The 25,961-nt window shown below is 68.8% G+C and carries 24 protein-coding genes; 17 read left to right on the top strand and 7 right to left on the bottom strand.

The features are described 5' to 3' along the window. Positions 1-55: 55 nt before the first annotated feature. Both BM150_RS04550 and BM150_RS04545 read right to left on the bottom strand, forming a co-directional pair. Positions 56-580 carry a GNAT family N-acetyltransferase gene (locus BM150_RS04550; protein WP_092924278.1) on the bottom strand — a complete coding sequence of 175 codons (525 nt, stop codon included), beginning with the start codon at positions 578-580 and terminating at the stop codon, positions 56-58. Between the two features lie 82 nt (positions 581-662). Then, the gene (locus BM150_RS04545; RefSeq protein WP_092924275.1) at positions 663-1,166 is read right to left on the bottom strand and encodes a GNAT family N-acetyltransferase; all 504 of its coding nucleotides are present in this window, start codon (positions 1,164-1,166) and stop codon (positions 663-665) included. Between the two features lie 604 nt (positions 1,167-1,770). On the opposite strand from BM150_RS04545, the gene BM150_RS24020 reads away from it, so the two are divergent. Then, entirely contained in the window at positions 1,771-2,175 is a 405-nt protein-coding gene (locus BM150_RS24020) for a TlpA family protein disulfide reductase (RefSeq protein ID WP_175496682.1), read from the top strand. Positions 2,176-2,391: 216 nt separating this feature from the next. On the opposite strand, the gene sodN is transcribed toward BM150_RS24020, so the two are convergent. Next, on the bottom strand, positions 2,392-2,799 hold the full coding sequence (gene sodN / locus BM150_RS04535) for a superoxide dismutase, Ni (protein ID WP_043576769.1): 408 nt from the start codon (positions 2,797-2,799) through the stop codon (positions 2,392-2,394). Between the two features lie 84 nt (positions 2,800-2,883). On the opposite strand from sodN, the gene BM150_RS04530 reads away from it, so the two are divergent. Continuing rightward, positions 2,884-3,198 (top strand): S26 family signal peptidase, encoded by a 315-nt coding sequence (locus tag BM150_RS04530; RefSeq protein WP_092924269.1) that lies wholly within the window; start codon positions 2,884-2,886, stop codon positions 3,196-3,198. A 156-nt stretch (positions 3,199-3,354) separates the two neighbouring features. Here BM150_RS04530 and BM150_RS04525 read toward each other — a convergent pair whose 3' ends face one another. Further along, positions 3,355-3,957, bottom strand: coding sequence for a dTDP-4-dehydrorhamnose 3,5-epimerase family protein (locus tag BM150_RS04525; protein ID WP_217641366.1), 603 nt, complete (start codon positions 3,955-3,957; stop codon positions 3,355-3,357). 337 nt (positions 3,958-4,294) lie between these two features. Between BM150_RS04525 and BM150_RS04520 the strand changes: the two genes are divergently transcribed. After that, positions 4,295-5,518 (top strand): NAD(P)-dependent malic enzyme, encoded by a 1,224-nt coding sequence (locus tag BM150_RS04520; protein WP_092924263.1) that lies wholly within the window; start codon positions 4,295-4,297, stop codon positions 5,516-5,518. A gap of 476 nt (positions 5,519-5,994) precedes the next feature. Next, positions 5,995-8,454 (top strand): putative bifunctional diguanylate cyclase/phosphodiesterase, encoded by a 2,460-nt coding sequence (locus tag BM150_RS04515; protein WP_217641353.1) that lies wholly within the window; start codon positions 5,995-5,997, stop codon positions 8,452-8,454. 239 nt (positions 8,455-8,693) lie between these two features. On the opposite strand, the gene BM150_RS04510 is transcribed toward BM150_RS04515, so the two are convergent. Further along, positions 8,694-10,241 carry a bis-aminopropyl spermidine synthase family protein gene (locus BM150_RS04510; RefSeq protein WP_092924257.1) on the bottom strand — a complete coding sequence of 516 codons (1,548 nt, stop codon included), beginning with the start codon at positions 10,239-10,241 and terminating at the stop codon, positions 8,694-8,696. Positions 10,242-10,526: 285 nt separating this feature from the next. Between BM150_RS04510 and BM150_RS04505 the strand changes: the two genes are divergently transcribed. Genes BM150_RS04505 through BM150_RS04490 form a run of 4 tightly spaced genes read left to right on the top strand, consistent with a single transcriptional unit; the run spans position 10,527 to position 13,880 of the window. Then, on the top strand, positions 10,527-11,639 hold the full coding sequence (locus BM150_RS04505) for an ABC transporter ATP-binding protein (RefSeq protein ID WP_092924469.1): 1,113 nt from the start codon (positions 10,527-10,529) through the stop codon (positions 11,637-11,639). Next, positions 11,639-12,307 (top strand): ABC transporter permease, encoded by a 669-nt coding sequence (locus BM150_RS04500; protein ID WP_175496681.1) that lies wholly within the window; start codon positions 11,639-11,641, stop codon positions 12,305-12,307. The genes BM150_RS04505 and BM150_RS04500 overlap by 1 nt, the downstream gene beginning before the upstream one ends. After that, positions 12,304-13,002, top strand: a complete 699-nt coding sequence (locus BM150_RS04495; RefSeq protein WP_092924251.1) for an ABC transporter permease — start codon at positions 12,304-12,306, stop codon at positions 13,000-13,002. The genes BM150_RS04500 and BM150_RS04495 overlap by 4 nt, the downstream gene beginning before the upstream one ends. Next, positions 12,999-13,880, top strand: coding sequence for an ABC transporter substrate-binding protein (locus BM150_RS04490; protein ID WP_092924248.1), 882 nt, complete (start codon positions 12,999-13,001; stop codon positions 13,878-13,880). The genes BM150_RS04495 and BM150_RS04490 overlap by 4 nt, the downstream gene beginning before the upstream one ends. A 137-nt stretch (positions 13,881-14,017) precedes the next feature. Here the strand turns inward: BM150_RS04490 and BM150_RS04485 are convergent, their stop codons facing one another. Next, positions 14,018-14,899: a class I SAM-dependent methyltransferase gene (locus BM150_RS04485; protein ID WP_092924245.1), complete on the bottom strand. Its 882-nt coding sequence runs from the start codon at positions 14,897-14,899 to the stop codon at positions 14,018-14,020. A gap of 138 nt (positions 14,900-15,037) precedes the next feature. On the opposite strand from BM150_RS04485, the gene BM150_RS04480 reads away from it, so the two are divergent. The 6 genes from BM150_RS04480 to BM150_RS04455 all read left to right on the top strand — a co-directional run bounded on the left by BM150_RS04480 (position 15,038) and on the right by BM150_RS04455 (position 20,158). After that, entirely contained in the window at positions 15,038-15,637 is a 600-nt protein-coding gene (locus BM150_RS04480; RefSeq protein ID WP_175496680.1) for an acyl-CoA-like ligand-binding transcription factor, read from the top strand. 89 nt (positions 15,638-15,726) lie between these two features. After that, on the top strand, positions 15,727-18,294 hold the full coding sequence (locus BM150_RS04475; RefSeq protein WP_092924240.1) for an MFS transporter: 2,568 nt from the start codon (positions 15,727-15,729) through the stop codon (positions 18,292-18,294). A 155-nt stretch (positions 18,295-18,449) separates the two neighbouring features. Next, the gene (locus BM150_RS04470) at positions 18,450-18,800 is read left to right on the top strand and encodes a hypothetical protein (RefSeq protein WP_092924237.1); all 351 of its coding nucleotides are present in this window, start codon (positions 18,450-18,452) and stop codon (positions 18,798-18,800) included. 133 nt (positions 18,801-18,933) lie between these two features. After that, positions 18,934-19,296, top strand: a complete 363-nt coding sequence (locus BM150_RS04465) for a hypothetical protein (RefSeq protein WP_092924235.1) — start codon at positions 18,934-18,936, stop codon at positions 19,294-19,296. 185 nt (positions 19,297-19,481) lie between these two features. After that, positions 19,482-19,823 carry a hypothetical protein gene (locus tag BM150_RS04460; RefSeq protein ID WP_139219449.1) on the top strand — a complete coding sequence of 114 codons (342 nt, stop codon included), beginning with the start codon at positions 19,482-19,484 and terminating at the stop codon, positions 19,821-19,823. Continuing rightward, entirely contained in the window at positions 19,820-20,158 is a 339-nt protein-coding gene (locus tag BM150_RS04455; protein WP_139219448.1) for a hypothetical protein, read from the top strand. The genes BM150_RS04460 and BM150_RS04455 overlap by 4 nt, the downstream gene beginning before the upstream one ends. Positions 20,159-20,242: 84 nt before the next feature. On the opposite strand, the gene BM150_RS04450 is transcribed toward BM150_RS04455, so the two are convergent. Next, the gene (locus tag BM150_RS04450; protein ID WP_092924226.1) at positions 20,243-21,070 is read right to left on the bottom strand and encodes an IclR family transcriptional regulator; all 828 of its coding nucleotides are present in this window, start codon (positions 21,068-21,070) and stop codon (positions 20,243-20,245) included. A gap of 195 nt (positions 21,071-21,265) precedes the next feature. On the opposite strand from BM150_RS04450, the gene hutH reads away from it, so the two are divergent. The 3 genes from hutH (at position 21,266) to BM150_RS04430 (ending at position 25,947) form a co-directional block, all read left to right on the top strand. Beyond that, positions 21,266-22,873, top strand: coding sequence for a histidine ammonia-lyase (gene hutH / locus BM150_RS04445; RefSeq protein ID WP_092924223.1), 1,608 nt, complete (start codon positions 21,266-21,268; stop codon positions 22,871-22,873). Further along, complete coding sequence (hutU, locus tag BM150_RS04440; RefSeq protein WP_092924220.1) at positions 22,870-24,522, top strand: urocanate hydratase; 1,653 nt, start codon at positions 22,870-22,872, stop codon at positions 24,520-24,522. Before hutH ends, hutU begins: the two co-directional genes overlap by 4 nt. Before the next feature lie 210 nt (positions 24,523-24,732). Continuing rightward, on the top strand, positions 24,733-25,947 hold the full coding sequence (locus tag BM150_RS04430) for an allantoate amidohydrolase (RefSeq protein WP_092924214.1): 1,215 nt from the start codon (positions 24,733-24,735) through the stop codon (positions 25,945-25,947). The last annotated feature ends 14 nt before the right edge of the window (positions 25,948-25,961 follow it).

The raw sequence follows: 25,961 nt of genomic DNA, 5'->3' as shown, positions 1-25,961 counted from the left end.
GGTGTGGTGCGTGTCGGTTTCGCAGATTACCGTGCTTTCGCCCGTGAGAAATCCGTCAACCGTGGGCTGTTCGATCGAGTGCCTCCCCGGTCAACCGGAAGACGGTCCACTCGTCCATCGGAATCGCGCCCAGCGACTCGTAGAAACCGATCGCCTGCTCGTTCCAGTTCAGTACCCACCATTCCAGGCGAGCGTATCCGTGTTCGACGCATTCCCGCGCCAGTTCCGCCAGCAGCGCCCGCCCCAGACCGTGCCGTCGGTACGACGGCTCCACGTAGAGGTCCTCCAGGTAGATGCCGTGTGTCCCCCGCCAGGTGGAGAAGTTGAGAAACCACAGCGCGAATCCCACGACTCGCCCGTCGAACTCGGCCACGTGGCCGTACAGCGCCGGGGTCGGCCCGAACAGCGCCCGCCGCAGCTGCTCCGTGGTGAGTTCGCACTGCTCGGGAGCTTTCTCGTACTCGGCGAGCTCGTGCACCAGCCGCACCACTGCGGGCAGGTCGGCCTCGGTGACTCGTCGTACTCCGCTGTCCCCGGCGTGGTTGTCCCCGGCGTGGTTGTTCCCAGCGTGATCTAACACCCGTTCAGGTTAACCGAGTCGTGCTCACATGATCATCTTCTCGGATCCGGGACGTTCTAGCGGACGTCGACCCCGAAAGCGATCACGTGGGCAGCTCCAGCGCCATCAGCACGTCGTCCACGAACCTGTCCCCGATGCGGAACTTGGCGCGCAGCCTGCCCTCGATCTCGTAACCCGCGGCGCGATACAACCGCATCGCCCGTTCGTTGGTGCCCAGCACCCGCAGCGTGATGCGGGTGGCGCCGCGCCGCAGCGATTCGGCGCGCACGGCTTCCAGCATCGTTCCTCCGATGCCCCGTCCCCGGTAATCGGGCAGCACCGAGAAGCCGTGCAGCTGTTGCACATGAGCCGTGGCGTCCGCGAGACGGGGATACGAGCTGGCCAGCGGGACGAGTTTCGAGAATCCGACCGCGAGACCGTTCTCGTCGGCGACCAGCACGTTCCCCGCCTCGACGTGCCCGTCGAAGATCGAACCCTCGGTCGAGCGCGGTGGTGCCGGACTCGTTTCCGGAGACCACGCCTCTCGCTGGATCCACTTCAGCCGCTGTTCCTCGCCGGGGTTCGCCACGCGGATCCGCACGCCCATACCGGTTTCCGTTTCGAGGGCAGGAGTGGAGGTCGGAAGTGAGCCTGGCAGCGCGGCCGCTCGGGCGCAATCAGATTTCGAGCGCTGCGGAACGAGGAGCGCGGAGTGTTCTCGGTATCCGGACCGTTCTCGTACGTCCGCGGTGGCTCAGCCACGGTCGCGGCGGCGTGTGACCGTGCCCGGGGTCTTCCGCACCCGGTCGTCCGGCTGCCCGGTTCAGTGTCCGGGTGCGACGGCCGATCACCGGTCCTTTCGGCGCCGGTGCTGATTCGTTCCGAAAACCGGGGTAGCGCGTTCGGGAAGACGCTCATGAGATCCGTACGTGTTCGGTTTTCGCGGCACGTGCGGCACGCGGTCGGTGTTGTACCATGCGCGCATGTCGAAGCGAAGAAAATTCGAATTCGTTCGATTTCGACGGTCGGGAGTGGTCAAGAAACGAATCATCGCGGCAGTGGCCGGTATTCTTGTCGTCACGACATCGGCTTCTTGTGGCGGTTTTTCGGGAGGCGAAGTACGGTCGGGGCGGGGCGAGTTCTCATTCGTGTCACCCGACGGCCGGACGAGGATCCTGTACGAGGAAGAGGATCGCGACAGCGTGGGGGGCTTGTCCGGATCCTCCGTCATGAAACCGGGGAAGACCATAGCTCTGTCGGACTACGAGGGCAAAGCGGTTCTGCTCAATCTGTGGGGATCGTGGTGTGCTCCCTGCCGGGGTGAGGCGGACGAACTCGAACGGTTGGACCGGCGGACCGAGGACGCGAACATCCGATTCCTCGGTGTGAATGTTCGCGACAACCGGAGGTCCGCTCAGGACTTCATGCACAATCTGGACGTGACCTACCCTTCCGTGTACGACCCGGACGGTAAAGTGGCACTGGCTCTGGACGGGCTTCCGCTTTCCACCGTGCCGATAACGCTCGTGCTGGACGACGAGCACGGAGTGGCCGCGATTTTCCTGGGTTCCGTGACCGCGGAAAAAGTGATGCCGGAGATAAGGAAAGTGGTGTGAAACGGCTGCGGTCGGATCACCTTCCGCGTGGTTCCCGGCCGGTCCGAACGGTTGCGTGTCGCGGGGGCCGAAAGGACGAAGAGGGGGCAGGGGCGAGGGGTGCGGCGTTCGTGGCCGAACGCGCGTCGACCGTGGCTCGGCGACCGGAGAAAAACGACGCCGACCGGCGGAAGCGTGTTCCGGCCGGCCGGCGTCGTGTGAGGACCTACGGGGCGTTCAGCCCTTCTTGGTCTCCCAGAAGATCTTGTCGATCTCGGCGATGTAGTCCAGCAGCTCCTGGCCCGTGGCCGGGTCCATCGAGCCCTTGGTGCCGGCCGCACCGGCGGCCTTGGTGGCCTTGTTCACCAGTTCGTGCAGCTGCGGGTACTTCTCGAAGTGCGGAGGCTTGAAGTAGTCGGTCCACAGTACCCACAGGTGGTGCTTGACCAGTTCCGAGCGCTGCTCGGCGATGTTGATCGCGCGAGTGCGGAACTCGGGGTCCTCGTTGTTCTGGTACTTCTCCTGGATGGCCTTGACGGACTCGGCCTCGATCCGTGCCTGGGCCGGGTCGTAAACGCCGCACGGCAGGTCGCAGTGGGCGGTTGCTTCCAGACGCGGGCCGAGAAGCCGCGACAGGAGTCGCATACTTCCTCCCTGAAAGTGACAGTGAATGCTCCGACGGGTCCGACCTTACTCCGTTACGATCGTCGTTGTCTTACGGAGGTAGGTGTGAGTTCGCTCGGTCGGTTGCGCTGGCGCAGGCTGCGTGTGCGAGGGCCCTCGATGGCTCCCACGCTGCGGGACGGGGACATCGTGCTGCTGCGGTTGCGCACCGAGCCGAGGCCCGGTGACGTCGTGCTCGTCAGGTGGTCGTCCAGGCCCAACCAGCTCTCGGTGAAGCGGGCGGTGTGCCGTGCCGAGGGAGGGTGGCACGTCACCGGGGACCACGCCGCTGCCTCCACCGATTCCCGCCTGCTCGGCCCCGCGGAGGTGCTGGGGGTGCTGCGCTGGCGGCTGGTGCCGCGTCCCGGCCGGATACGTTGAGTAGCCCCCGTTGGGGGTGTTCGGTGTGGTTCGGACGTGGGAACCCCGCGGTCGCGGTGAAAACGAGTCCGACTCGTGTTCCTGGTTGTCACGATTCGTGTTCGCGGGTCCGGTGGTGAGGCAGTGCCTGTCGTTTGGCGCCTGTCGCCAGGCCGGTCACTCGGCGGAGCGCAGCCGCTCGTAGTGCTCCAGGCAGTCCTCGTGGTGCGGCAGGATGCCCGCATCGCTCGCCTCGGCCAGTGAGGGAGCGGAACGATCCTTTTCGGACAACACCGGTTCCGCGTCGAGCTCGTTCCACGGCAACCCGAGCTCCGGGTCCAGCGGGTTGACCGCGTGCTCGGCCGGGGGATTGTACGGCGTCGAGCAGAGGTAGATCATCACCGTGTCATCGGCCAACGCCGCGAAGGCGTGCCCGAGGCCTTCGGCCAGGTACAGCCCGTTGTAGTTCCGCGAGTCCAACCGGACGGCTTCCCACTGCCCGAAGGTGGGTGAGCCGATCCGCACGTCGACCACCACGTCGAGCAGGCTCCCCTGTGGGCAGTAGACGTACTTGGCCTGGCCCGGCGGAACGTCCGCGAAGTGCACACCGCGCACCACGTTGCGATGGGACACGCTGTTGTTGAGCTGTGCCAGGGGCAGTCGGTGTCCGGTCGCTTCGGCGAACGCCTCCTGCTGGAAGGGAGCAACGAACAGCCCCCGGTGATCGGGAAAGGCCGGAGGGGTGAATTCCACGGCACCGCTGATGCCCAGTCGACGCATGTCCACACCGGCAGCCTATTACCGGCGTTCTCCGGTCGTGTCGTCGGGAAAGTATCGGCGGATTTTCTTCTCCGGTACGGACGATCACCGGAACGAGTGTTGACAATTTGTTGAAGATGCTGGTGTGGTGTGACCCTAGTCGCAGACAGCCCCGGGGGTGGCTGACATACTCGGCGAACCGCAGCGTCCGCCGAGCTGCTGCCCGGACCTGGGCAGTCGGTCTCGGTCGCCCCTAGACGCCTCGTCGAGTGGCACCAGTCCACACGGCGTGCGACGTCGCCCATCTGCCGCCCGGGAGTCGCTCCCGGTGGCCAGGTCAAGGCAACAGGAGGACGCCGTGACCACCGTTAGTGATCATCAGAACACGTCCGATTCCGCGTCCGCACCGGCAACGCCGAACGCGGAGTTGACCCACGAGGAGATATTCGGAGCGCACGAGGGTGGAAAGCTGGCCATCGCCCCCACCGCCCCGTTGACGAGTCCGCGCGACCTCTCCATCGCGTACACGCCGGGTGTGGCCAAGGTCAGCCGTGCGATCAACGCGGACCAGACGCTGACCTCCCGCTACACCTGGACCAGTGGGCTGGTGGCGGTCGTCAGTGACGGCACCGCCGTGCTGGGGCTCGGTGACATCGGTCCGCGCGCTTCGCTGCCGGTCATGGAAGGCAAGGCGGCGCTGTTCAAGAACTTCGCCGGTCTGGACTCCATCCCGTTGGTGCTGGACACCACCGACAACGACGAGATCGTGGAAACCCTGGTCCGGCTGCGTCCCTCGTTCGGCGCGGTCAATCTGGAGGACGTGGCCGCGCCGCGGTGCTTCGATCTCGAACGCAGACTGGTCGAGGCCCTGGACTGCCCGGTCATGCACGACGACCAGCACGGGACGGCGGTCGTGACCCTCGCCGCGCTGCGCAACGCCTGCCGGCTCTCGGGACGCGACTTCGGTTCGCTGCGCGTGGTGATCTCCGGGGCGGGGGCCGCGGGGGTGGCCTGTGCCGAGATCCTGGAGGCCGCCGGTGTCGGTGAGGTCGTCGTGGCGGACTCGCGAGGTGTGATCCACTCCGGCAGGGACAACCTGACACCGATCAAGGCGGAACTGGCCGAGCGCACGAACCCCCGGCACGTCACCGGCGGCCTGCCCGAAGCCCTGCGCGGTGCCGATGTGCTCATCGGCGTCTCCGCGGGCACCATCCCGGAGGAGCTGGTGGAGACGATGGCCGACGACGCCGTCGTGTTCGCGTTGTCCAATCCGGATCCCGAGATTCATCCGGAGGTCGCGGCCAGGCACGCGAGCGTGGTCGCCACCGGCCGTAGCGACTTCCCGAACCAGATCAACAACGTGCTGGCGTTCCCCGGGATCTTCAAGGGGGCGCTCCACGCCGGCTCTCGGATGATCAGTGACCGGATGAAGGTCGCCGCGGCCGAGGCCATCGCGGCCGTCGCCTCGGAGGAGCTGGCCGCCGACTACATCGTGCCCAGTCCGCTGGATCCCAGGGTCGCGCCGGAGGTCGCCGACGCGGTCGCCGAGGCCGCCCGGAAGGACGGCGTGGCCACGGCCTGAACAGCGTATTCGCCTCTCGGGGCACGAGTCGCGTCTTCCCGGCGCGTCAGTCGGATTCCTCGCGGGGCGGGACTACCCGGCCGGTTGGTTCCGTGGTGGCAGCCGAACCGGAACCGCACGAGAAGACGGGGCCGGTCGACGACAGGGCTCGTCGTCGACCGGCCCCGAGTCGTTCGCCATGACCGGCTGGGAGACGCGTCGAGCGGCCGTGCGGGTCGGCGGAGACCCGGTGACACCCGACCCGTGTACGCTTCCGGTTCCGAACGTCACTGTGTGATTTGTTCGACAGCGCGTCACGTTATCGACGGCTCCACGTCTCAGCTTGAGGAGAGTCAGCCGTAACGGTGACGTCGCGGCTTAGCTTTTCACCCGAACGCCGGTATGGTTGGAATTGTCAGTTGTGGTCCATGCCACTATTGAACGATCGGCCGGTCGGGGGCGTAGCGCGAACGCAGTGGCGATGCGGAGGTTGGTCCGTGACCGAACGCAGCAGACAGGACCGGCGAGCGGGACGGGGGAAACCACATCCCCCGGAGACGTACCAGCCGGTCGGTCCCGGTGTGACCGCCGATCTCGACGCGGCGGTGGAGCCGTTGCCCGATGCACCCGCACTGTTGAGCAGTCCGTCCGGGACGATCATCCGCGCCACCGATCAGGCCGCCACGCTGCTGGGAGCGAACTCCGGTGGTGCTCTGCCGGGGCGCTCCCTGAACGAGTTGCTGACCGTCGAGGGGGAGTTCGCCAAGCCGAGCGATCGTGCCCAGGACATCTGGTTCCGCGTCCTGAGCTGGCAGAATCGCGGAAACCCGAAGTTGACGGTCACGCTGCTCGTCGACGTCTCCGACCTGATGACCCCCACCGCACGGACGCTGGCCAACGAACGCCGCAAATTGCAGAACGCGCAGCGCGTGGCCGGACTGGGCACCTGGGAGGGGAACCCGCACACCAACACCCTCCGGTTGTCCGAAACGCTGCTGGAGATCACCGGTACCCCTCCCGGTACCGAGACCACGTACGAGTACTACCTCGATCACATTCATCCGGAGGACAGCCCGCGGGTCGACCGCTGTTGGCAGGAGTTGATCGAGAACCACATTCCGCTCGAGATCGAGTACCGCTATATCCGTCCGGACGGGGAGATGCGGATTCTGCTCTGTCACGGAGCAGTGATAACCGACGTCGCCGACCGCCCGCTGCTGGTCGGGACCGCCCAGGACGTGACCGAGCAGCGCACCGCCGTCACCCGCATGGAACGCTCCAGCCAGCGATTCACCGACCTGGTGAGCGTCGTCCCGGTCGGCATCGGGCTGTTCGACGAGACCGAGCGGTTGATCGACGCCAACGACGCGATGTGCGACCTGCTCGGCTACCGGTTGCAGGAGCTGCGGGGTAATACGGTCAGCGGGATAACGCATCCCGACGACCCCGGGGGCGGCCTCGGCGGAACCGAGCTGCGGCACGCCTCGAACGGTCGGCGCGACGAACCGCTGCAGCGGATGCTGGCCCGCTCCGACGGTCGACCGGTCTACTGCGAGCTGCACAGTTCGTTGTCGGTGCGCGACGACGGCACGAAGTCCTGGCTGGTGGTCTTCCAGGACGTCACCGAACGTCGCCGCAACGCGGAGGCCCTGCGGTTCCAGGCCACCCACGACGAGCTGACCGGACTGCCCAACCGGGCCGCGGTCAAGGAAATGCTGGGCAACATGCTCGCGGAGGGCGACCCCGATCGCATCGCGGTGTTGTTCTGCGACATCGACAACTTCAAGCGGATCAACGACTCGCTCGGCCACGACGCGGGGGACGACCTGCTCGTGGCACTGGCCCGGCGGCTGGAGGGCGGGCTGCCCGACGGCTGTGTCGCCGCTCGTATTTCCGGTGACGAGTTCGTGGTCATCTGTTCCGACGTCCACGAGGTGGGGGGTACCGACTCGCTGGCCACCAGGGTCTCCGGTCTGTTGCGAACCGCCGTTCCGGTACGCGGCCAGCTGGTTCGGGTATCGGCCTCCATCGGTGCCTCCGTACCGGACGGGACCAACGACGGTGCCGATCTGCTCCGCTTCGCCGACGCCGCGATGTTCGAGGCCAAGCGGGGTGGCCCCGGCAGGGTGTCGTTGGCCGGGCCGTCGCTGATGGCTTCGGCGGACAGCCAGCTCCACTTGGAGGGGCAGCTGCGGGAGGCGCTGCACCACGACCAACTGACGCTGTACTACCAGCCGGTGGTGGATCGGCACGGAAGCATCGTCAGCGCCGAGGCCCTGCTGCGGTGGCCGCACCAGGAACGTGGCCTGCTTTCCCCCGGGACCTTCCTGCCGGTCGCCGATCAGGGCGGACTGATGCGCGACATCGACCGCTGGGTGCTGCGCACCTCGCTGCGCGAGGCGGCGGAGTGGCCCGGATCCGGCGCGACGGCGGTGTCGGTGGCGGTGAATCTGGCCGGGATGGTTCCCGGCGATCACGATTTCGTCGACTACGTCACCGACTGCGTGAACCAGGCGGGTATCTCCTGGGACAGAGTGGTACTGGAACTGGTGGAGAGTTCCCTGGTCGATCTGCCCTCGCGTGCTCGGGCGGCCATGACGGAACTGGTCGATCGGGGTGCGAGGTTCGCCGTGGACGACTTCGGCACCGGCTTCTCGTCGTTGGCGCGGCTCAAGGAACTACCCGCGCAGATCATCAAGGTCGACCGCCGGTTCGTGGCCGACATCCACTCCGACAACAGCGACTTCGCGGTGGCCAAGGCCGTCGTGGACATGGCCAACGCCATGGGGCGTTCCTGCATCGCCGAGGGGGTCGAGAACGCGCAGCAGTTCGACACCCTGCTCGGGGCGGGAGTGCTCAAGCACCAGGGCTGGTTCTTCTCGCCGCCGGTTCCCGCCGCCGAGTTCCACGCCATGCTCGCCGGAGGTTCCCTCATCGCCGCACGCGGGCCGAATTAGTGGATTCCGCAGCTTGGTTGTCGCGGGTGGTGACTTGGCGGAACCTCCGGCACGGCTCTCGCTGCGAGTGCCCCGACATCGGGTAGCGACCTACACGACGTCGGGGCCGTCCTCGCGGGAACCGCACCGGAGAACCCGCGGTCGGTCCTGCTGCGAAGGTGGTAGGAGTTCGGCCTGCGTCGATGGCGCGGCGATTTCGCGAGAAATCGACGTCCGCCTCGGCGCCGCGCGGTGCCGGCTCACGAGTCGGCTTCGGTGTGCAGCAACGTGCTCAGCCGGTGGCGGGGGAGGTCGATCAGCCGCAACCCCAGATCGGTGCTGTCGGCCACGAGCGCTTCGACGTGGGCCTTCGCCGCCCGTTTGGTCAGCGGGGCCTCGGAGTTCGCGATCAGAGCCTCGCGCCAGACGTTGCCGATCTTGCCGTGTGCCCGGTGCGAGAGGTACCCGGCGATCCCGCCGCCCTGCTTCCGGCGTTCCGCGACCACGACCGCGTGGTTGGCGTCCGGTTTGCCGCGTTGGAAGCGCAGCGAATACTTGGCTCCCACCACGTGCGACAGTGAGTTCTGCGCGTGCTCGCTGGTGATGTCGGGATGCCGGTTCGGCACGAGGAAACCGGCCCGGTCGGCGTTGCAGGCGAGCAGCATCCGCAGCAACCACGGTCCGGGATCGGCGCGGAGGTCGAAAACCGGGACCGCTCCACCGGTCCGCAGCGGACGTTGCCAGCCGGGCGAACGCAGTTCCCCCACCTCGCTGCCGACGGCCCCACCGAGCGCTCGCAGGAAATCGGTGCCGGGAGCTTCCTCGCCGCTTTCCAGCGATTGCGGGCCGTGAGTGTAGATCGCCTGCCGCTCACCCGTCGACTTGTGGGCTTTCGCGGTGGGCAGGCACACGTACAGCGCGCTCGTGCTCCCGATGGCCTCGGCCCCGTGGTACTCGTTGAAATCGGCGACGATGTTCTCGAACACCATGCCCAGCCGCAGCAGTTCCTGCTGCACCTTGTGTCCCAGCGCCGGTGTGCGCGGGCTGAAGCCGTAGGCCAGCAGCAGTCTGCTGTTGCCGTCGGCCATGGCCTCCGCGGCCCGTGCGGTGAACAGCCCCATCCCCTCGGGGGTGTAGGGCGGGTCGCTGAAGACCAGCTCGAAGCCGTCCACCAACGCCGTCGGTAGTCCGAACCGCAGGTCCGCGTGCACGGTGTGCACCGGAAGCCGGTGTTCGGCCGCGATTCCGTCGATGTGGGCGAGGATCCGCTCGTCGAGGTCGACCACGGTGACCCGCAGCTCCGGTACCAGCAGGCAGCTCGCCAGCGAGGTCAGGTCGTGATCGCCGAGCAGCAGCAGGTGAGCCCGGTGGAGGTCGTAGTTGTCGCGCAGCCACGCGGCGCGACGCACCGCGGTCTCGGGGGTGGCCGTCACGTGGTCCAGCGCGGCGCAGGGCGCCGGGCCGGTGGCGATGAACTCGCCGAGGAGCCGCTCGACCTCCTCGTCCTCCCGTGGGGCCTCGTGCTCGCCGAACAGGACCCGTTCCCGGTAGAGCTGGTGAGCCGAGTCCCGCAGCCGGTAGCCGTCCGGTCCTCGCTCGACGTCCTCGCCCGCCAGCCGAAGCAGTTCCTCCACCGTTCTGCGCGGTGTGCGGCAAAGGCGTACCAGTTCCGGCAGCGTGTGCGGTCGGCGTGTCAGCAGTGCGAAAACGTGCCGCAGCGGACGTGCGAGCACGCCTTCGTGGTGGAGTCGCTCGCGAACCGCCTCGACTCCCGCGGAGTCGGTGGCGATTTCAACCTGGGTGCTCATGTCCCGTCCCGCTGTCGGTGTCCGCACTCGTCCGGTTCGGCGGTGCGCAACCAATTGTGCACACCAGCGGGCGCCCCACATCCCGGCGCCCTTCGTGCTCGAAACGTGTTCGTCGGTGTCACAGGTGTGAGTTCCGCAGGGCACTTTCGTGTGACTTCTGCTGTCGGAACGGAGTGGTGGTTACGCGTAAGTCTCATTACATCGCGTGAGACAGCTGATCGGGTTAAGCTCGGCGAGGCTTGCGACGGTCGGCGAGTGACCGTCGGTGATCCGGGAGGGGGCTCGGTGATCGAGTTCCGGTCCGTGCGCAAGCAGTACGACGACGGCACGGTCGCCGTGCAGGAGTTGAGCCTGACCGTTCCGGTGGGAACGATAACCGTGCTGGTCGGCCCCTCCGGTTGTGGCAAGACCACACTGCTGCGGATGGTCAACCGGATGATCGAACCCTCCTCGGGGACGGTGCTGGTCGACGGCGACGATGTTCGCGACTCCGACCCGGCCGGGCTGCGCAGGGGTATCGGCTACGTGATCCAGCAGGCGGGACTGTTCCCGCACCGTACGGTTCGGGACAACGTCGCCACCGTGCCCCGGCTGTTCGGACACAGTAGACGCGACGCGCGGCGTCGGGCCGAGGGCCTGCTGGAGCGCGTGGGACTGCCGGCCGAGCTCCGGAAGCGCTACCCGGTCCAGCTTTCCGGTGGGCAGCAGCAGCGGGTGGGGGTCGCCCGTGCACTGGCCGCCGATCCGCCCGTGCTGCTGATGGACGAACCGTTCAGCGCCGTGGACCCCGTGGTGCGGGAGGGGCTGCAGGACGAGCTGCTGCGGTTGCAGGGCGAGCTGGGCAAGACCGTCCTGTTCGTCACGCACGACATCGACGAGGCGGTCAAGCTCGGCGAGAACGTCGCGGTACTGCGGCAGGGCGGTTACCTCGCGCAGTACGCGCCTCCCGAACAACTGCTGGCGGAACCCGCCGACGACTTCGTGACCTCGTTCGTCGGGCGGGACCGCGGCTACCGCAGACTGTCCTTCGTGGATTCGGACGGGCTCGTCCCCGGTCCCGTGGACACCGTTCGCATCGGCGACACCAGCGCGGATGTTCCCAGCCAGGCCGAGTGGGTGCTGGTGCTCGACCCGCACGACCGGCCACGCGGCTGGCTCCCGCCGGGAGCCCCCATCCACGGCCAGCTCACCGAGGACCAGCTGATCGCGGGTGGGTCGCTGCACACCAGTGGTGCCCCGCTGCGCGGCGCGCTGGACGCGGCCCTGTCGGCTCCCTCCGGTCTCGGGGTCGTCGTGGACGAGGACGGCGTCCACCTCGGTGTGGTCACGGCCCGACAGGTGCTCGACATCCTGGAATCACGGCGACATCCGGCGGTCACCGAGGGTGCTGTCCAGTGATGGACGAACTGCTCAGGTACTTCTCCAGTCCGTCCAACCGCGAGGTGCTGCTGGAGCAGATCGGCCAACACGTCTACCTCTCGCTGGTTCCGCTGCTGGCCGGAGTGCTGCTGGCGCTGCCGCTGGGCAGGATCGCCCAACGGATCGGCTGGTCGCGGGCGGCGCTGCTCGGCACCGCCGGCATCGTCTACACCATCCCGTCACTCGCGGTGTTCGTGCTGTTGCCCAGCCTGATCGGTACCGACTTCACCTCGTCGCTCAACGTCGTCATCGCGCTGACGCTCTACACCACGGCGCTGCTCGTGCGCCCGGTGCTCGACGCCCTGGAGGCGGTGCCCACCCACGTCACCATCGCGGCCACCGCGATGGGCTACCGACCGCACCGCCGGTTCCTCGCGGTGGAGCTGCCGCTGGCGGTCCCGGCGTTGACCTCGGGAGTGCGGGTGGCCTCAGTGAGCAACATCAGCCTGGTCAGCGTGGGTGCTCTGGTGGGGACCGGCGGGCTGGGGCGGTTGTTCATGGTCGGTTTCGAGCGGGACCTGGTGCAGATCCCCGTCGGAATCGTGCTCACCGTGCTGCTGGCGCTGCTGGTCGATCTGCTGCTGGTGCTCGGCTGCCGACTGCTGACTCCCTGGGAACGCGCCGGGCGGGCGGTGATCGCTTCGTGATCACCGACATAGCGGCCTGGCTGCTCGACCCGTCGAACTGGACCGGCGACGAAGGCGTGCTGCGCCAGGCGTGGTTGCACCTGCTCTACTGCCTGTTCGCGGTCTGCGCCGCTGCCCTGTTCGCGGTTCCGCTCGGCCTCTACATCGGACACACCGGTCGAGGCTCGGTGTTCGTCGTGGGATTCAGCAACGCGATGCGCGCCCTGCCCACGCTCGGTCTGGTGACCGGGCTCGCGGTGTTGTTCCGGGGAAGCGTCGCGCTGGCCGCGCTGGTGGTGCTCGCTTTTCCCGCCGTGCTGTCCGGCACCTACGCCGGGGTGCGTGCGGTTCCTTCGCAGGCGGTGGATGCCGCCAAGGGCATGGGCATGACCTCGAAGCAGCGGTTGTGGCAGGTGGAGCTCCCCAACGCCCTCACCTTGCTGATGGGCGGGGTGCGCAACGCGATGTTGCAGGTCATGGCTACCACGGCGGTCGCGGCTTATGTCGGCCTCGGCGGTCTGGGGCAGTTGCTGATCGAGGGGCAGACGATCGGGCGCTACGACCAGATGGCCTCGGCCGCGATCCTGATCGCGCTGCTGGCCGTGCTGGTCGATCTGGCACTGGCGGGGCTCACCTGGTTGCTCGTACCACGCGGGGTGACGCTTACCGCCGCGAACACCGGGGCACGGCCCCGAGGCAGGAGGAAACAACGATGAAGCGGCTGGTAGCACCGGTGGTCGCCTTGGTGGCCGCCACGGGACTGCTTTCCGGATGCGCCGATCCCACCGAGTCGGGTGCCGACTCCGGTGGGCCGATCGTCGTGGGATCGGCCAACTTCAGCGAGAGCCAGCTGTTGATGGAGGTCTACGCCGAAGCGCTGCGCGGCACCGGTGCCGAGGTCACGACCAAGGGCCGCATCGGTGCTCGCGAGGTCTACGTCGGCGCGGTCCGGGACGGTGAGATCTCGGTCGTTCCGGAGTACACGGGCAACCTGCTGCGGCACTTCGAGGAGGACGCCTCGGCCACCGGCTCCGAGAAGATCTACCGGGAGCTCGAGGGAGCGTTGCCGGACAGTCTCCGGGTGCTGGACTACTCCGCGGCCGAGAACTCCGATGTGCTCACGGTGACGAGCGAGACCGCCGAGACCGGGCTGCGTTCCATGTCGGATCTGGGATCGCGTTGCGGCGACCTGGTGCTGGGAGCGCCCTCCGAGTGGGCACCGCGCTGGAAGCAGCGCATCTCCGAGGTGTACGGCTGCACCTTCGCCGACATCAAGAACCTGGAAGCGGGCAGCGTTCGGGTCGACGCGCTCAACGACGGCCGTATCCAGGTGGCCAACCTGTTCAGCACCACGGCCGCGATCGACAGCGACAACCTGGTGACCCTGGACGACCCGAAGAACATGTTCCCCGCGCAGAACGTGCTGCCGCTGGCGCACCAGGGGGCGTTGAACGATGAGCAGGCCGGGGTGCTCAACACGGTCTCCGAGCAGCTGACCACGGCCGATCTCACCCGCATGAACAAGAAGATGTCGGTGGACAAGGCCAATCCGAAGGATTTGGCCAAGCGGTTCGTGGACCAGCTCGAACTCTGACGCGGCCTCGAACTCTGACGCGGCGCTGCCGCCCGGGTTGCCGGGACTCGCTCGGCGGGATCTACCCGCCTCGTGAGCGGGTGCCCGGCAACACTGGTACCGGGCAGCGCTGAGTCAGGACAGCGGGTGGGCGGAAGTCAGGTCCCGGAGCGCGCGGCCCAGACGGTGCGTTCGGTGCGCACCGCGAGGTCGTCGCGGCGCAGGATGCTGCCCGGCCCCTCGGTGTCGAGCAGCCGGTCGAGCGCGCTCAGGTCCTCGGCCGCCAGTGTCTCGGCGATGCCGCCGCGGATGCGCCGCAGGCTGCCGAGGGCGTACCTGCCGACCGCCTCGTCGCGTGAACCCTCGATGTCGACGGTGATGCCGCGTTCGCCCGCGACGGTGAAGCCGGCGGCGGTCAGCTTCGGCCCCCAGTCGGCGCCCCTGTGGGGCAGGTGCTCGGCGTGGCGGCGCTCGCTCGCGGCGTGGCAACGCTCCTCCAGGCCGGGGCGCTCTTCCGGGGCGTTCTCGGGCAGGAAGCGGGGAAAGCCCGCCAGCTCGATGACGGCGAGCAGTCCACCGGGAGCGAGGATCTCGTTGACCCGGCGCAGCGCGCGGTCGGGATCTGCCATGTGGTGCATCGATGCGGACGCCCACACCAGGTCCGGAGTGCCGAGGTCGGGCCAGTCGGCGTCGAGATCGGCCTGCACGGTGCGCACGCGCTCCGTCAGCCCCGCTGCCTGTGCCTTCTCGCGCAGTCGCTGGAGGTGCCCCGGCGAGGAGTCGACCGCCGTTACGTGTGCCTCGGGGAAGTGGTCGAGCAGGGCGAACGTTCCGGTGCCCGTTCCGCAGCCCAGGTCCACGATCTCGCGGGGAGCGGCCGTGACTGGCAGCCATGCGGCGATCGAATCGATGTGCTCGGCGAGCACTTCCGCGTCCAGTTCGAGGATCTCGGCCTGGTCCCGGTCGTGCTGGTGGTCCCGGTCGTGCTGGTGGTCGTGCGCGGCATCGTGGTGAGTCGCGTTCGCGTGTGGGTGGCTCATGTGTCCCACGCTAGAATCGCCATGCGTTTTTGGCACGGAAATTTGCCAATTACGCAAACACGGCCGAGGTGTCGGGGTGTGGCGGTCGACATAACCTTGCGTGTTGCGAAAATTTGCATAGCACGCAATAATCGTCGTGTGACGACGACACACGTGGCTGCCGAGACAGGCCTGCGCGAGCGCAAGAAGCAGGCCACTCGTCGCGCGCTCCGCGGTGCGGCACTGCGACTGGCCGCGGCCCACGGTGTGGACCAGGTCACGGTAGAGGCGATCGGCCAGGAGGCCGGAGTCTCGACACGGACATTTTTCAACTACTTCGGCAGCAAGGAAGAAGCGCTGGTCGGTGACGGAGCCGAACTCCGGTGCCGGATAAGCACGGCCCTGGCGGCCGTCCCCGACCAGCCGTTGCTGTCGATCCTGCGACAGGCCCTGCACGAGGCAGCGGTCGATGTCGTCGACATGCGCGAGGAGATGCTGCTGCGCAAACGGCTGCTCTCCGAGTGTCCGGCACTGTTGCCGCAGCACATGGCCAACTTCGCCGCCGCCGAACGCGCCATCGCCGAAGCGGTGGCCGAGCACCTCGGCGTGGACGTCGAGAGCGAACTACGCCCCAAGCTGGTGGCGGCGACGGTCACCACGGTGGCTCGCGTGACCTTCCAGCACTGGCACGGCGGCAGTGACGCCGAACTCGACGCGTTGATCGACGAGGCATTCGACCGGCTTCAGCTCGGCCTCTGAAATCGCACGGCTCCCCGGTGTCGGTACGACCGGGATCCCACACCGCACGTTCCACGAGCGACACCGCCTGTTGACGACGAGGAGTTTCGTTGCCGAACGCCGCGCCCTCGCGCGCCCGCGACGCGACCACGTTACCCACCGGGGAAGGCACGCCACCTCCCGAGGATGAGACGCGGCTGAGCCAGGGCCGCATCTGGTTGATTTTCGTCGGTCTGATCCTGAGCATCCTGCTGGCGGCGCTGGACCAGACGATCGTGTCCACTGCACTGCCCACGATCGCCGGTGACCTGGACGGTTTCGACCGGATCTCCTGGACGGTCACCGCCTATCTGCTCGGCCAGGTCGTCACCATGCCGTTGTACGGCAAGTTGGGGGACCTGCTCGGCCGCAAACCCGTTTTCCTGTTCTCCATCGGCATGTTCCTGCTCGGCTCCGTGCTCGCCGGAATCGCGCAGTCGATGAACGCCTTCATCGCCTTCCGCGCCGTCCAGGGAGTCGGGGCCGGTGGCCTGATGGTCGGTGCGCAGTCGATCATCGGCGAGATCACCAGTCCCCGGGAGCGGGGACGCTACATGAGCATGCTGGCGCCGTTGATCGGAATCGGCACTGTGCTCGGTCCCCTGCTGGGCGGGTTCTTCACCGAGCAGCTGAACTGGCGCTGGATCTTCTACATCAACATTCCGCTGGGTGCCGTGGCGATCACCGTGGTCAGCCTGGTGCTCAAGCTTCCCGGCAGCAAGAGGTCCCCACGCATCGACTACCCCGGGGCGGCGCTGATGGCCGGAGCGGTCACGTGCCTGGTGCTGGTCACCAGCTGGGGAGGCACCGACTACGCCTGGAACAGCCCGACGATCCTCGGGCTGCTGGCCGGGTTCGTCGTGCTGACGGTGGGCTGGGTCCTCGCCGAACGCCGCGCCACCGAACCGGTGATCCCGCTGCGGCTGTTCACCGACCGCGTCTTCGCGATCTGCGTTTCGCTGGGCCTGGCGGTCGGGCTGGCCATGTTCGGAGCCGTGACCTACATCCCCACCTACCTGCAGATCGTCGGTGGCGCGGGAGCGACCAACTCCGGGCTGCTGATGCTGCCCATGGTGATCGGCATGATGGGGGCCTCGTTCCTCACCGGACAGCTGATCACGCAGTTCGGGCGCTACAAGATCTTCCCGATCTACGGCACGGTGCTGGCGGGTGTCGGCATGTACCTGCTTTCCACGATGGGTGTCGAGACCACCCGCGTGCAGTCGGGCTGCTACATGGTGCTGCTCGGCGCCGGGATCGGCTCCATCATGCCGGTGCTGACCACCGCCGTGCAGAACTCGGTGTCCCGTGCCGACCTGGGATCGGCGACCTCCGGAGTCAACTTCTTCCGGCAACTCGGCGCCTCCGTGGGTACCGCGCTGGTGGGAACGCTGTTCAACAGCAGGCTGTCCGACCAGCTCGATCGGACACTGCCGCCGCGGTTGGCCGAGCAGGCCTCGATCGACGCCAGCAGCATCACCCCGGAGGCACTCGAGAAGATGCCGCCGCGGCTGCGCGACGGCTTCGTCGAGGCGTTCGCCGGAGCACTGCCGCCGGTGTTCTTCTACTTCGTTCCGCTGCTGGGCGCGGCCTTCGTGCTCGCGCTGCTGCAGCGGGAGAAACCGCTGGGCACCGAGCGCAACGCCGAGTCGGGAGCGAGCTCCGAAGCCCAGCAGGACGGCGCGCCCACTCGTGCGGACGCCGAGCCGTTGGGCGCCCGGTCGGAAAACTCGCGGTCCGCGAGCACGGCGATGACCAGCGCCTCGGTGGCCGTCGCGGAGACCGATGGCGTCTCCGGGGCCGAACCGGCTGAGACGGCAGGCCCTGGCGCTCACGGGCAGCTCCACGACACCACCGGCCGTCCCTTGACGGACACCCCGGTAACCGTGATCGAGCCGACGGGCAACCAGGTGACGCAGACCCACACCGACGGGAACGGCGAGTACGAACTCGCCCTGCCGCGGCCGGGGAACTACCTGCTCGTGGCCGCTTCCGGGGAACACGCTCCCGGAGTCCGCACGATCAGCGTCGGCGATCGGTCCACCCGCCGCGACATGACCGTGGGTGGCAGCGGGGTCGGGGCTCCCACAGCCGCCGTGACCGGCACCGTCACCGGCAACGGGGGCGAGAACGCCGGGATCGCCGGGGCCACGGTCACGATCACCGATGCCCGGGGAGAGGTGCTCGACGCGGCGATCACCGGACCGGCGGGGGAGTACCAAGTGCCCCGGCTGGAGGCGGGCACCTACACGCTCACCGCCTCGGCACCCGGTCACCGACCCGCCGCGGCTGCCGTGACGTGCGGTGCGGGCGAGAACACCCACCACGATCTCGCGCTGTCCGCTTCGGGGAGGATCCGTGGGACCGTGCGAGCCCGTACGGACGGCACCCCCCTGACCGAGCTCCGCCTGGTCCTGCTCGACGAGCGCGGTACCAGTGTGGCCGTGACCAGTCCGGAAGCCGACGGCAGCTACGTGTTCGACGGTCTCCCGGAAGGGGACTACACGCTGTCGGCGCGTGGTCCCGAACCCGATTCGACCCGGCTGCACCTGACCGGTGGTGAGGGGGTCGACCACGACATCGAGCTCGAGTACGACACCGAGCCCGAGAGAGTGCTCCCGACTCCCGCGACACCCTGACCGCGCTGCACCCTGACCTCGCGGCGTCCGTCCGGTCGGGGCCCGAGTTCGTCGTCCCGGCCGGTTCGGATGACGGTTCCGCTGTCCGAGGAAGTCCGCTGCGGAGTTTCCGTAACGCGGGGCACGGCGAGGGGGACTTCTGATACGGCTGAGTCATGGACCAACTCGAAGTCGTCGCGCTCGTGCTGCTGCTGTTAGGTGGCTTCTCGCTGCTGCTCGCCCGGGCTGGGTGGACCGCTGTTGGGTCCTGGGAACGCGGCACGCGGGCGAACCGCGACAGTGGCCGCAACATCATTCTGCTCGGGCTCATGCTTGGTGCTGGTGGTTGTGCTTACGTGCTGTCCTGGATCGGCACCGTGTGGTCGGGGATCACCTCGCTGCTGTTGTCCGTCGTCGCTGTCGTGGCGGCGTTCGGTTATCTGATTCTGGGGCTTCGACACCGAAGGCGGTACGGGCCGCCACCGCGGCCCGGTGAGCGGTACGCCTCGAAACGCATGGTGGGATAGCGGATCGGTTCCAGGCCGCTCCCGCTCTCGGAGTGCTGTGCGGAAGCGGAACTCTCGGACGTCCGGGTGAGTCCGCTGTGGAGATTTCGTAACGTGGCGGACAACGGGGCCGGTTGTTTGGTATCGCGGAGTCATGGACTCCTTCGATGTCGTGTGGCTGGTGGTCGCGTCGCTCGTCGGTACGATGTTCATGGTCTACGGCGCGCTCGGCTGGGCGGGTAAGGTCTCCGCCAGCTCCTGGGCGCGTTGGACCCGGGCGAACCGGGAGGGCGGCCGGAACCAGATGCTGCTCGGCCTGATCATCGGAGTGAACGGTGTCGCGGCAGCCGTGCCCGGCACGGGATTCGGTCCGCTGAGCGCCCTGCTGGCGGTGACCATGGTCGCCTTCTTCGCCCTGTCGATCCTGCACCGCAGGAAGTACGGCCCCCGGCCGCAGCCCGGTTCGGAGTCGCCGTACGCCGCGAAGCGGCTGGCGGGGAAGCGCCTCGCGGGGTGACGGTTCGGTTCCTGCCGCTCGGAGCCGCACGCATCAGCTGGCCTGCTCGGCGGTGACGATGGCCGGTTTCCGGCCTGTTCCTGTGGGGCTTCCCGGTGGGGAATCTTTCGCCTGCCCGGGTGAGTCCGTCGTGGAGATTTCGTGACGCGGGCACGGTGGCGATCGTTCTCTGGTACCCCGGAGTCATGGACTCCTTCGATACCGCGTTACTCGTGATCCAGCTGCTCGGTGGTCTCGTGCTCGTGGGCGGTGGTGCGCTCGCCTGGGCGGGTCGGGTCACGGCGGGGTCCTGGGAGCGGGGGACGCGGGCGAACCGGGACGGTGGCCGCAACGTGATTCTGTTCGGTCTGATGATCGGGGCGAACGCTGCCGCGGTGCGGTTGTCGGGCCTCGGCTCGGATCTGCTGACCGTCGTCGCGTTCGTGGCGATCGCCGGATTCCTCGCCCTGTCGATCCTGCACCGCAGGAAGTACGGTCCCCGGCCGCGGCCGGGAGAGCGGTACTCCTCGAAACGATTGGCGGGATGATGGACTGGTTCCTGCTCGTTTCCCTGGCGGTCGGATTCGTCGGCAGTGCTGCGGCCGTGCTGCTCGGGACCCTGGGCTGGACCGGCAGGGTGGCGGTACGCCCCTGGGAACGCGGCACAGCCGCGAGTCGCGCGGCCGGGCGCAACCAGACGCTGCTCGGGCTGATGATCTCGCTGAACGGTGCCAACCTGATGCTGCCGGGTCAGGGGTCGAAGGCGTTGGCCCTGCTCGCGATCCTGGGCATAGTCGGCTTCTTCGCGCTGCTGATCCTGCACCGCCACCGCTACGGCCCACCCCCTCCGAGGAGGTCCCGGTTCGCCGCGGACCGCCGGTAGTGCGCTGCCGAGTTCCGGAGCGGTCCGGACTCGACAGCTGACCACGGCCGGTCTCGGCCGGCCGCGTGGACGACGGGTCGCGGCTCAATCGCCTCGGCCGGTTCGCCCACCTATCCGATTGGTCAGCTCGTCGGCTGTCGCCCGCACCAGCCGGGCGAGTTCCGGCCAGTTCTCCCCGCACGGTGCGCGGGATCGTCCGCTCTCCGCCGCGGCCGTCCCGATCGGCTCGCAGTGGTGCCGCAGGGTGACGCTGATCGCGGCGGTGGGGCGCCCGCCGTGGTCGAACGCCGCGCTGGCGACCGAGGCGAACCCCTCGGTGATCTGGCCGTCCTCCACCGACCAGCCCATCCGGTACTCCCGCGTGAGCAGTCGCCGCAGTTCGGGAAGATCCCGAGGTCCCCGTTCGGTGCGCAGCACGAAACCGTCCTGGCGGGGGAACAGGGCCCGGACCTGGGTGCGCGGCAGGTGCGCCAGCATCGCTCTGCCCGAGGCGGTCAGTTGCGCGGGCAGCCGCACGCCCACGTCGGTGACCAGCGTCTGTGGCCGTGACGGCCGTTCCTTGATCAGGTAAAGCAGTTCGTTGCCGTGCAGCACGCCGAGGTGGGCGTTGTAACCCACCCGATCCACCAGATCCCGCAGCAGCGGTCCGGCCAGCCGTTCCAGCGGCTCGTGCCGCAGGTAGGCCGAACCCAGTTCGAAACTCGCCACCCCCAACCCGTAGCGCCGTTCCTCGGGCAGGTGGGTCACGAAACCGGCCTCGGTCAGCTCCGCCAGCAGGTGATACGTCGTGGAACGCGGCAGCTCCAGCTCCCGCGCGATCACCGCCGCCGACACCGGTCCGGGCCGTGCCGCCAGCACTCGCAACACCGCGAGTCCGCGTCGCAGCGCCGGAACGTCGCTGCTGGATCCCAAGAGCTCTCTCCCTAGAACGCGACCGGCCCGACCAGCTGAACCGAGCCCGCCGGACCGAACCCGCCGAGCCCAACCCGACTGACCGACGCCTCCGGAACGGTACGCCCGCCCGGCAACGGGCCGGTGTCTGAAATCCCAGACACGAACACCGTATCCCGGCTTTCCGGCGGGCGCGTCCCGCGATGGGATGGACCCATGCGGTACAACGTCGAGCATCCGCCCACCCAACATCCGGCCCCGGGGCATTCCGGCACCGCGCCCACCGAGGTCGGGCCGGAACCACTCACCGTCGAACAGGTGATGGCGGTGGCCCGGGGGCGGGCGAGCGTGCGGCTCTCCGAATCGGCCGAGCAGGGCATCGGCGACACCCGCAAGCACATCGACACCCTCGCCGCCGCCGAACAACCCACCTACGGGGTCTCCACCGGCTTCGGCGCGCTGGCCATCCGCCACATCCCGCCGGAACGGCGGGCCGCGCTGCAGGCGTCGTTCGTGCGCTCCCACGCGGCCGGGGCGGGCGATCCGGTGGAACCGGAGGTGGTGCGCGCGCTGATGCTGCTGCGGCTGCACACCGTGGCCACCGGACGCACCGGGGTGCGCCCCGAGACCGCGCACGCGCTGGCCGAGCTGCTCAACTCCGGCATCGTCCCGGTGGTCCACGAGTACGGTTCGCTGGGTTGTTCCGGCGACCTGGCGCCGCTGGCCGCCGTGGCGCTGGCGCTGACCGGCGAGGGCGAGGTGTTCGACGCGGCGGGAGCGCGCAGGCCCGCGGCCGATGCTTTGCCGGAGGCGGGAATCCGGCCGGTCACGCTGGCCGAGAAGGAAGGTCTCGCACTGACCAACGGCACCGACGGCATGCTGGGGATGCTGGTGCTGGCACTGCGCGACCTGTCCGAACTGGTCGACGTCGCCGACGTCACCGCCGCGATGAGCGTGGAGGCGCTGCTGGGCACCGACCGCGCGTTCGCGGCCGACCTGCAGGCGCTGCGCCCGCACCCGGGACAGGCCCACTCGGCCGCGCGGATGCGCGCGCTGCTCGCCGACTCTCCCGTGGTGGCCAGTCACCGCGGACCCGACTGCACCAGGGTGCAGGACGCCTATTCGATGCGCTGCTCACCCCAGGTGCACGGCTCCGCGCGCGACACCATCGAGCACGCCGCTACCGTCGCCGAACGTGAGCTCGCCGCCGCGATCGACAACCCGGTGGTGCTCGACGACGGGCGCGTGGAGTCCAACGGCAACTTCCACGGCGCGCCGCTGGCTCACGTGCTCGACTTCCTCGCGATACCGCTGGCCGACGTCGCGGGCATCGCCGAGCGCCGCACCGACCGGATGCTCGACGTCGCCAGGTCGCAGGGCCTGCCCGCCTTCCTCGCGGACGACCCCGGCGTGGACTCGGGCTACATGATCGCGCACTACACCCAGGCAGGCGTGGTCACCGACCTCAAGCGCGCGGCGAATCCCGCCTCTGTCGACTCCATCCCGACCAGCGCGATGCAGGAGGACCACGTGTCCATGGGCTGGTCGGCCGCCCGCAAGCTGCGCACCGCCGTGTCCGGGCTGCGCAAGGTGCTGGCCGTCGAGCTGCTGACAGCCGCCCGGGCGCTCGACCTGCGCGCGCCGCTGCGTCCGGCACCCGCCACGGGCGCGGTGCGCGATTTGCTGCGCACCCACGTGTCCGGTCCGGGACCGGACGAGCACGTCGCCCCCCAGATCCTGGCCGCCGAACAGCTGCTCGCCTCCGGCGAGGTCCACCGTGCGGCGGCCGAGCACGTCGATCCCGTACTCGGAGGCCACTCGTGACAACCGCGAGCCGTACCGTGCGCGCCCCGCGCGGAACCGAACTGACCGCGCGGAGCTGGAGCACCGAAGCACCGCTGCGCATGCTGCGCAACAACCTGGACCCCGAGGTGGCCGAACGGCCGGACGACCTGGTCGTCTACGGCGGCACCGGCAAGGCCGCCAGGGACTGGGCCAGCTACGACGCGATCGTGCGTGAGCTGACCGAGCTATCCGAGGACGAGACCCTGCTGGTGCAGTCGGGCAAGCCGGTCGGGGTGCTGCGCACCCACGAGTGGGCGCCGCGGGTGCTGATCGCCAACGCGAACCTGGTCGGGGACTGGTCGAACTGGCCGGAGTTCCGCAGGCTCGACTCGCTGGGGCTGACGATGTACGGCCAGATGACCGCCGGGTCCTGGATCTACATCGGTACGCAGGGGATCCTGCAGGGCACCTACGAGACGTTCGGGGCGGTGGCCGCGAAACGCTTCGGCGGGACACTGGCCGGAACCCTCACCGTCACCGCCGGACTGGGTGGGATGGGAGGTGCCCAGCCGCTCGCGGTGACCATGAACGAGGGGGTCGCGCTGGTGGTCGAGTGCGACGCGGAGCGGGCGCACCGCCGTGTCGGGCACGGTTATCTGGACGAGGTGGCCGAGGGACTCGACGACGCGCTCGAACGTGTCGAGTCGGCCAGGAAGCGTCGCGAAGCCCGCTCGGTGGCGGTGATCGGCAACGCGGCCGAGGTGCTGCCGGAACTGCTGCGGCGCGGTGTCGAGGCGGACATCGTCACCGACCAGACCTCCGCGCACGATCCACTGTCCTACCTGCCTGCCGGGGTGTCCACCGCGGACTGGGCCGACTACGCGAGCAGCGCCCCGGAAGAGTTCACCGCGCGCGCCAGGGAGTCCATGGCCCGGCACGTCGAGGCGATGGTCGGCTTCCACGACGCCGGAGCCGAGGTGTTCGACTACGGCAACTCGCTGCGAGGCGAGGCCCGCACCGCCGGTTACGGGCGGGCCTTCGACTACCCGGGCTTCGTGCCCGCCTACATCCGCCCGCAGTTCTGCGAGGGCAAGGGGCCGTTCCGGTGGGCCGCGCTGTCCGGTGATCCGGCCGACATCGCCGCCACCGACCGGGCGATCCTGGAGCTGTTCGGTGAGGACGAGCACCTGGCCCGCTGGATCCGGATGGCGGGCGAGCGGGTCTCGTTCCAGGGGCTTCCCGCCCGCATCTGCTGGTTGGGCTACGGGCAGCGCGAACTGGCGGGGGTGCGGTTCAACGAGATGGTCGCCTCCGGCGAGCTGCGCGCCCCGGTGGTGCTGGGCAGGGACCATCTGGACACCGGTTCGGTGGCCTCGCCCTACCGCGAGACCGAGGCGATGGCAGACGGTTCCGACGCCGTCGCGGACTGGCCGCTGCTCAACGCCCTCGTCAACACGGCATCCGGTGCGACCTGGGTGTCAGTGCACAACGGGGGTGGTGTCGGTATCGGCAAGTCGCTGCACGCGGGTCAGGTGATCGTGGCCGACGGCAGTGAGCTGGCGGAGCGCAAGCTGCGTCGGGTGCTGACCAACGATCCCGGCACGGGGGTGATGCGCCACGTCGACGCGGGTTACGAACGGGCGCGCGAGGTGGCCGACGAACGCGGTGTCCGAATTCCACGACCTTGACGAAGCCTGGGCCCTTGACGGGGGCTACCCGGTTGATCATCGGTGGGCGTCGATTTCGCGAGAAATCGACGCCCGGCCGCGCCACACACCCCGCGTGGGCGTCGATTTCTCGCGAAATCGCCGAGTGGGGAACGGAACGGGTGGGGAACGGAATCGGCAACGGCCACCGGAGAGCGGGAAGCTCCGAGGAGCGAGTGAACGGAGGGAACGGTGTCCACGCCGAGTGAGCTGCTCGCCGACATCGAACGAGTGGGTAGGGACCACGGCCGTGGCGGGTACTCCCGGCACGTCTTCGAAACCCCGGAGCACGAGCTGCGCGAGTGGTTCGTCGAACAGGCCGCACGACGGGGGCTGGAGGTCGTGCCCGACGGCAACGGCAACCTCTGGGCCTGGTGGTCGGGACCCGGAGTGTCCGGCCCCGGCGAGGGGGCGGTCGCGACCGGCAGTCATCTCGACTCCGTGCCCGGCGGCGGCGAGTTCGACGGGCCGCTGGGCGTGGTCAGCGCCCTGTCCGCGGTGGACCGGTTGCGTGCCGAGGGATTCCGCCCCGGTCGTCCGCTGGCCCTGGTGGTCTTCGCGGAGGAGGAGGGCGGGCGCTTCGGGCTCCCCTGCCTGGGTTCCCGGCTGGCGGCCGGAACCGTGGCACCGGAGCGAGTGCTCGGGCTGCGCGACGACTCGGGAACCACACTGGCCGAGGCGATGCGCGCTGCCGGGAAGAACCCGGACCACACCGGACCGGACGAGTCCAACCTGGCCCGGGTGTCCCGGTTCCTGGAGCTGCACGTGGAACAGGGCAGGGGACTGGTACACCGACAGCGACCCGTCGGGGTGGCCTCGACGATGCTCGCCCACGGCAGGTGGCGGTTCCGGTTCACCGGACAGGGCAACCACGCCGGAGCCACCCCACTGGGCGACCGCAGGGACCCTATGCTGCCCGCCTCGCTGCTGGTCGCCGAAGCCCGTCGCGTCGCCGCGAACCACGACGACGCCAGAGCCACGGTCGGACGTATCCAGCCGCTCCCGTCGGGAACCAACGTGATCGCCGCCTCGGTCGACGTCTGGCTGGACGCCCGCGCGCACACCGACGCCGACACCAGGGGAATGGTCGACGAGCTCCACCGCCGTGCGGGCGCGCTGGCAGCCGAGGAGGGTTGCTCGGTGCGGCTGTCCGAGGAGTCCTATTCGGACACGGTGTCCTTCGACGGTTCGCTGCGCGACGAACTCACCACGATGTTGGACGCACCGGAACTGCCCACCGGCGCCGGGCACGACGCCGGGGTGCTCGCCGCGCGGATGCCCACCGGCATGTTGTTCGTGCGCAACCCCACCGGTGTCAGTCACGCTCCGGAGGAGCACGCCGAACCGGCCGACTGCGACGCCGGTGCCGAAGCGCTCGCGACGGTGCTGCGGCGGTGGAGCCGATGACCGCCGGACCCGAC

Origin of the sequence: Actinopolyspora alba (genome assembly GCF_900112765.1) — a bacterium.
In the GTDB taxonomy this organism is placed as follows: Bacteria; Actinomycetota; Actinomycetes; order Mycobacteriales; family Pseudonocardiaceae; genus Actinopolyspora; species Actinopolyspora alba.
This window is presented reverse-complemented; position numbering and strand designations above follow the sequence as displayed.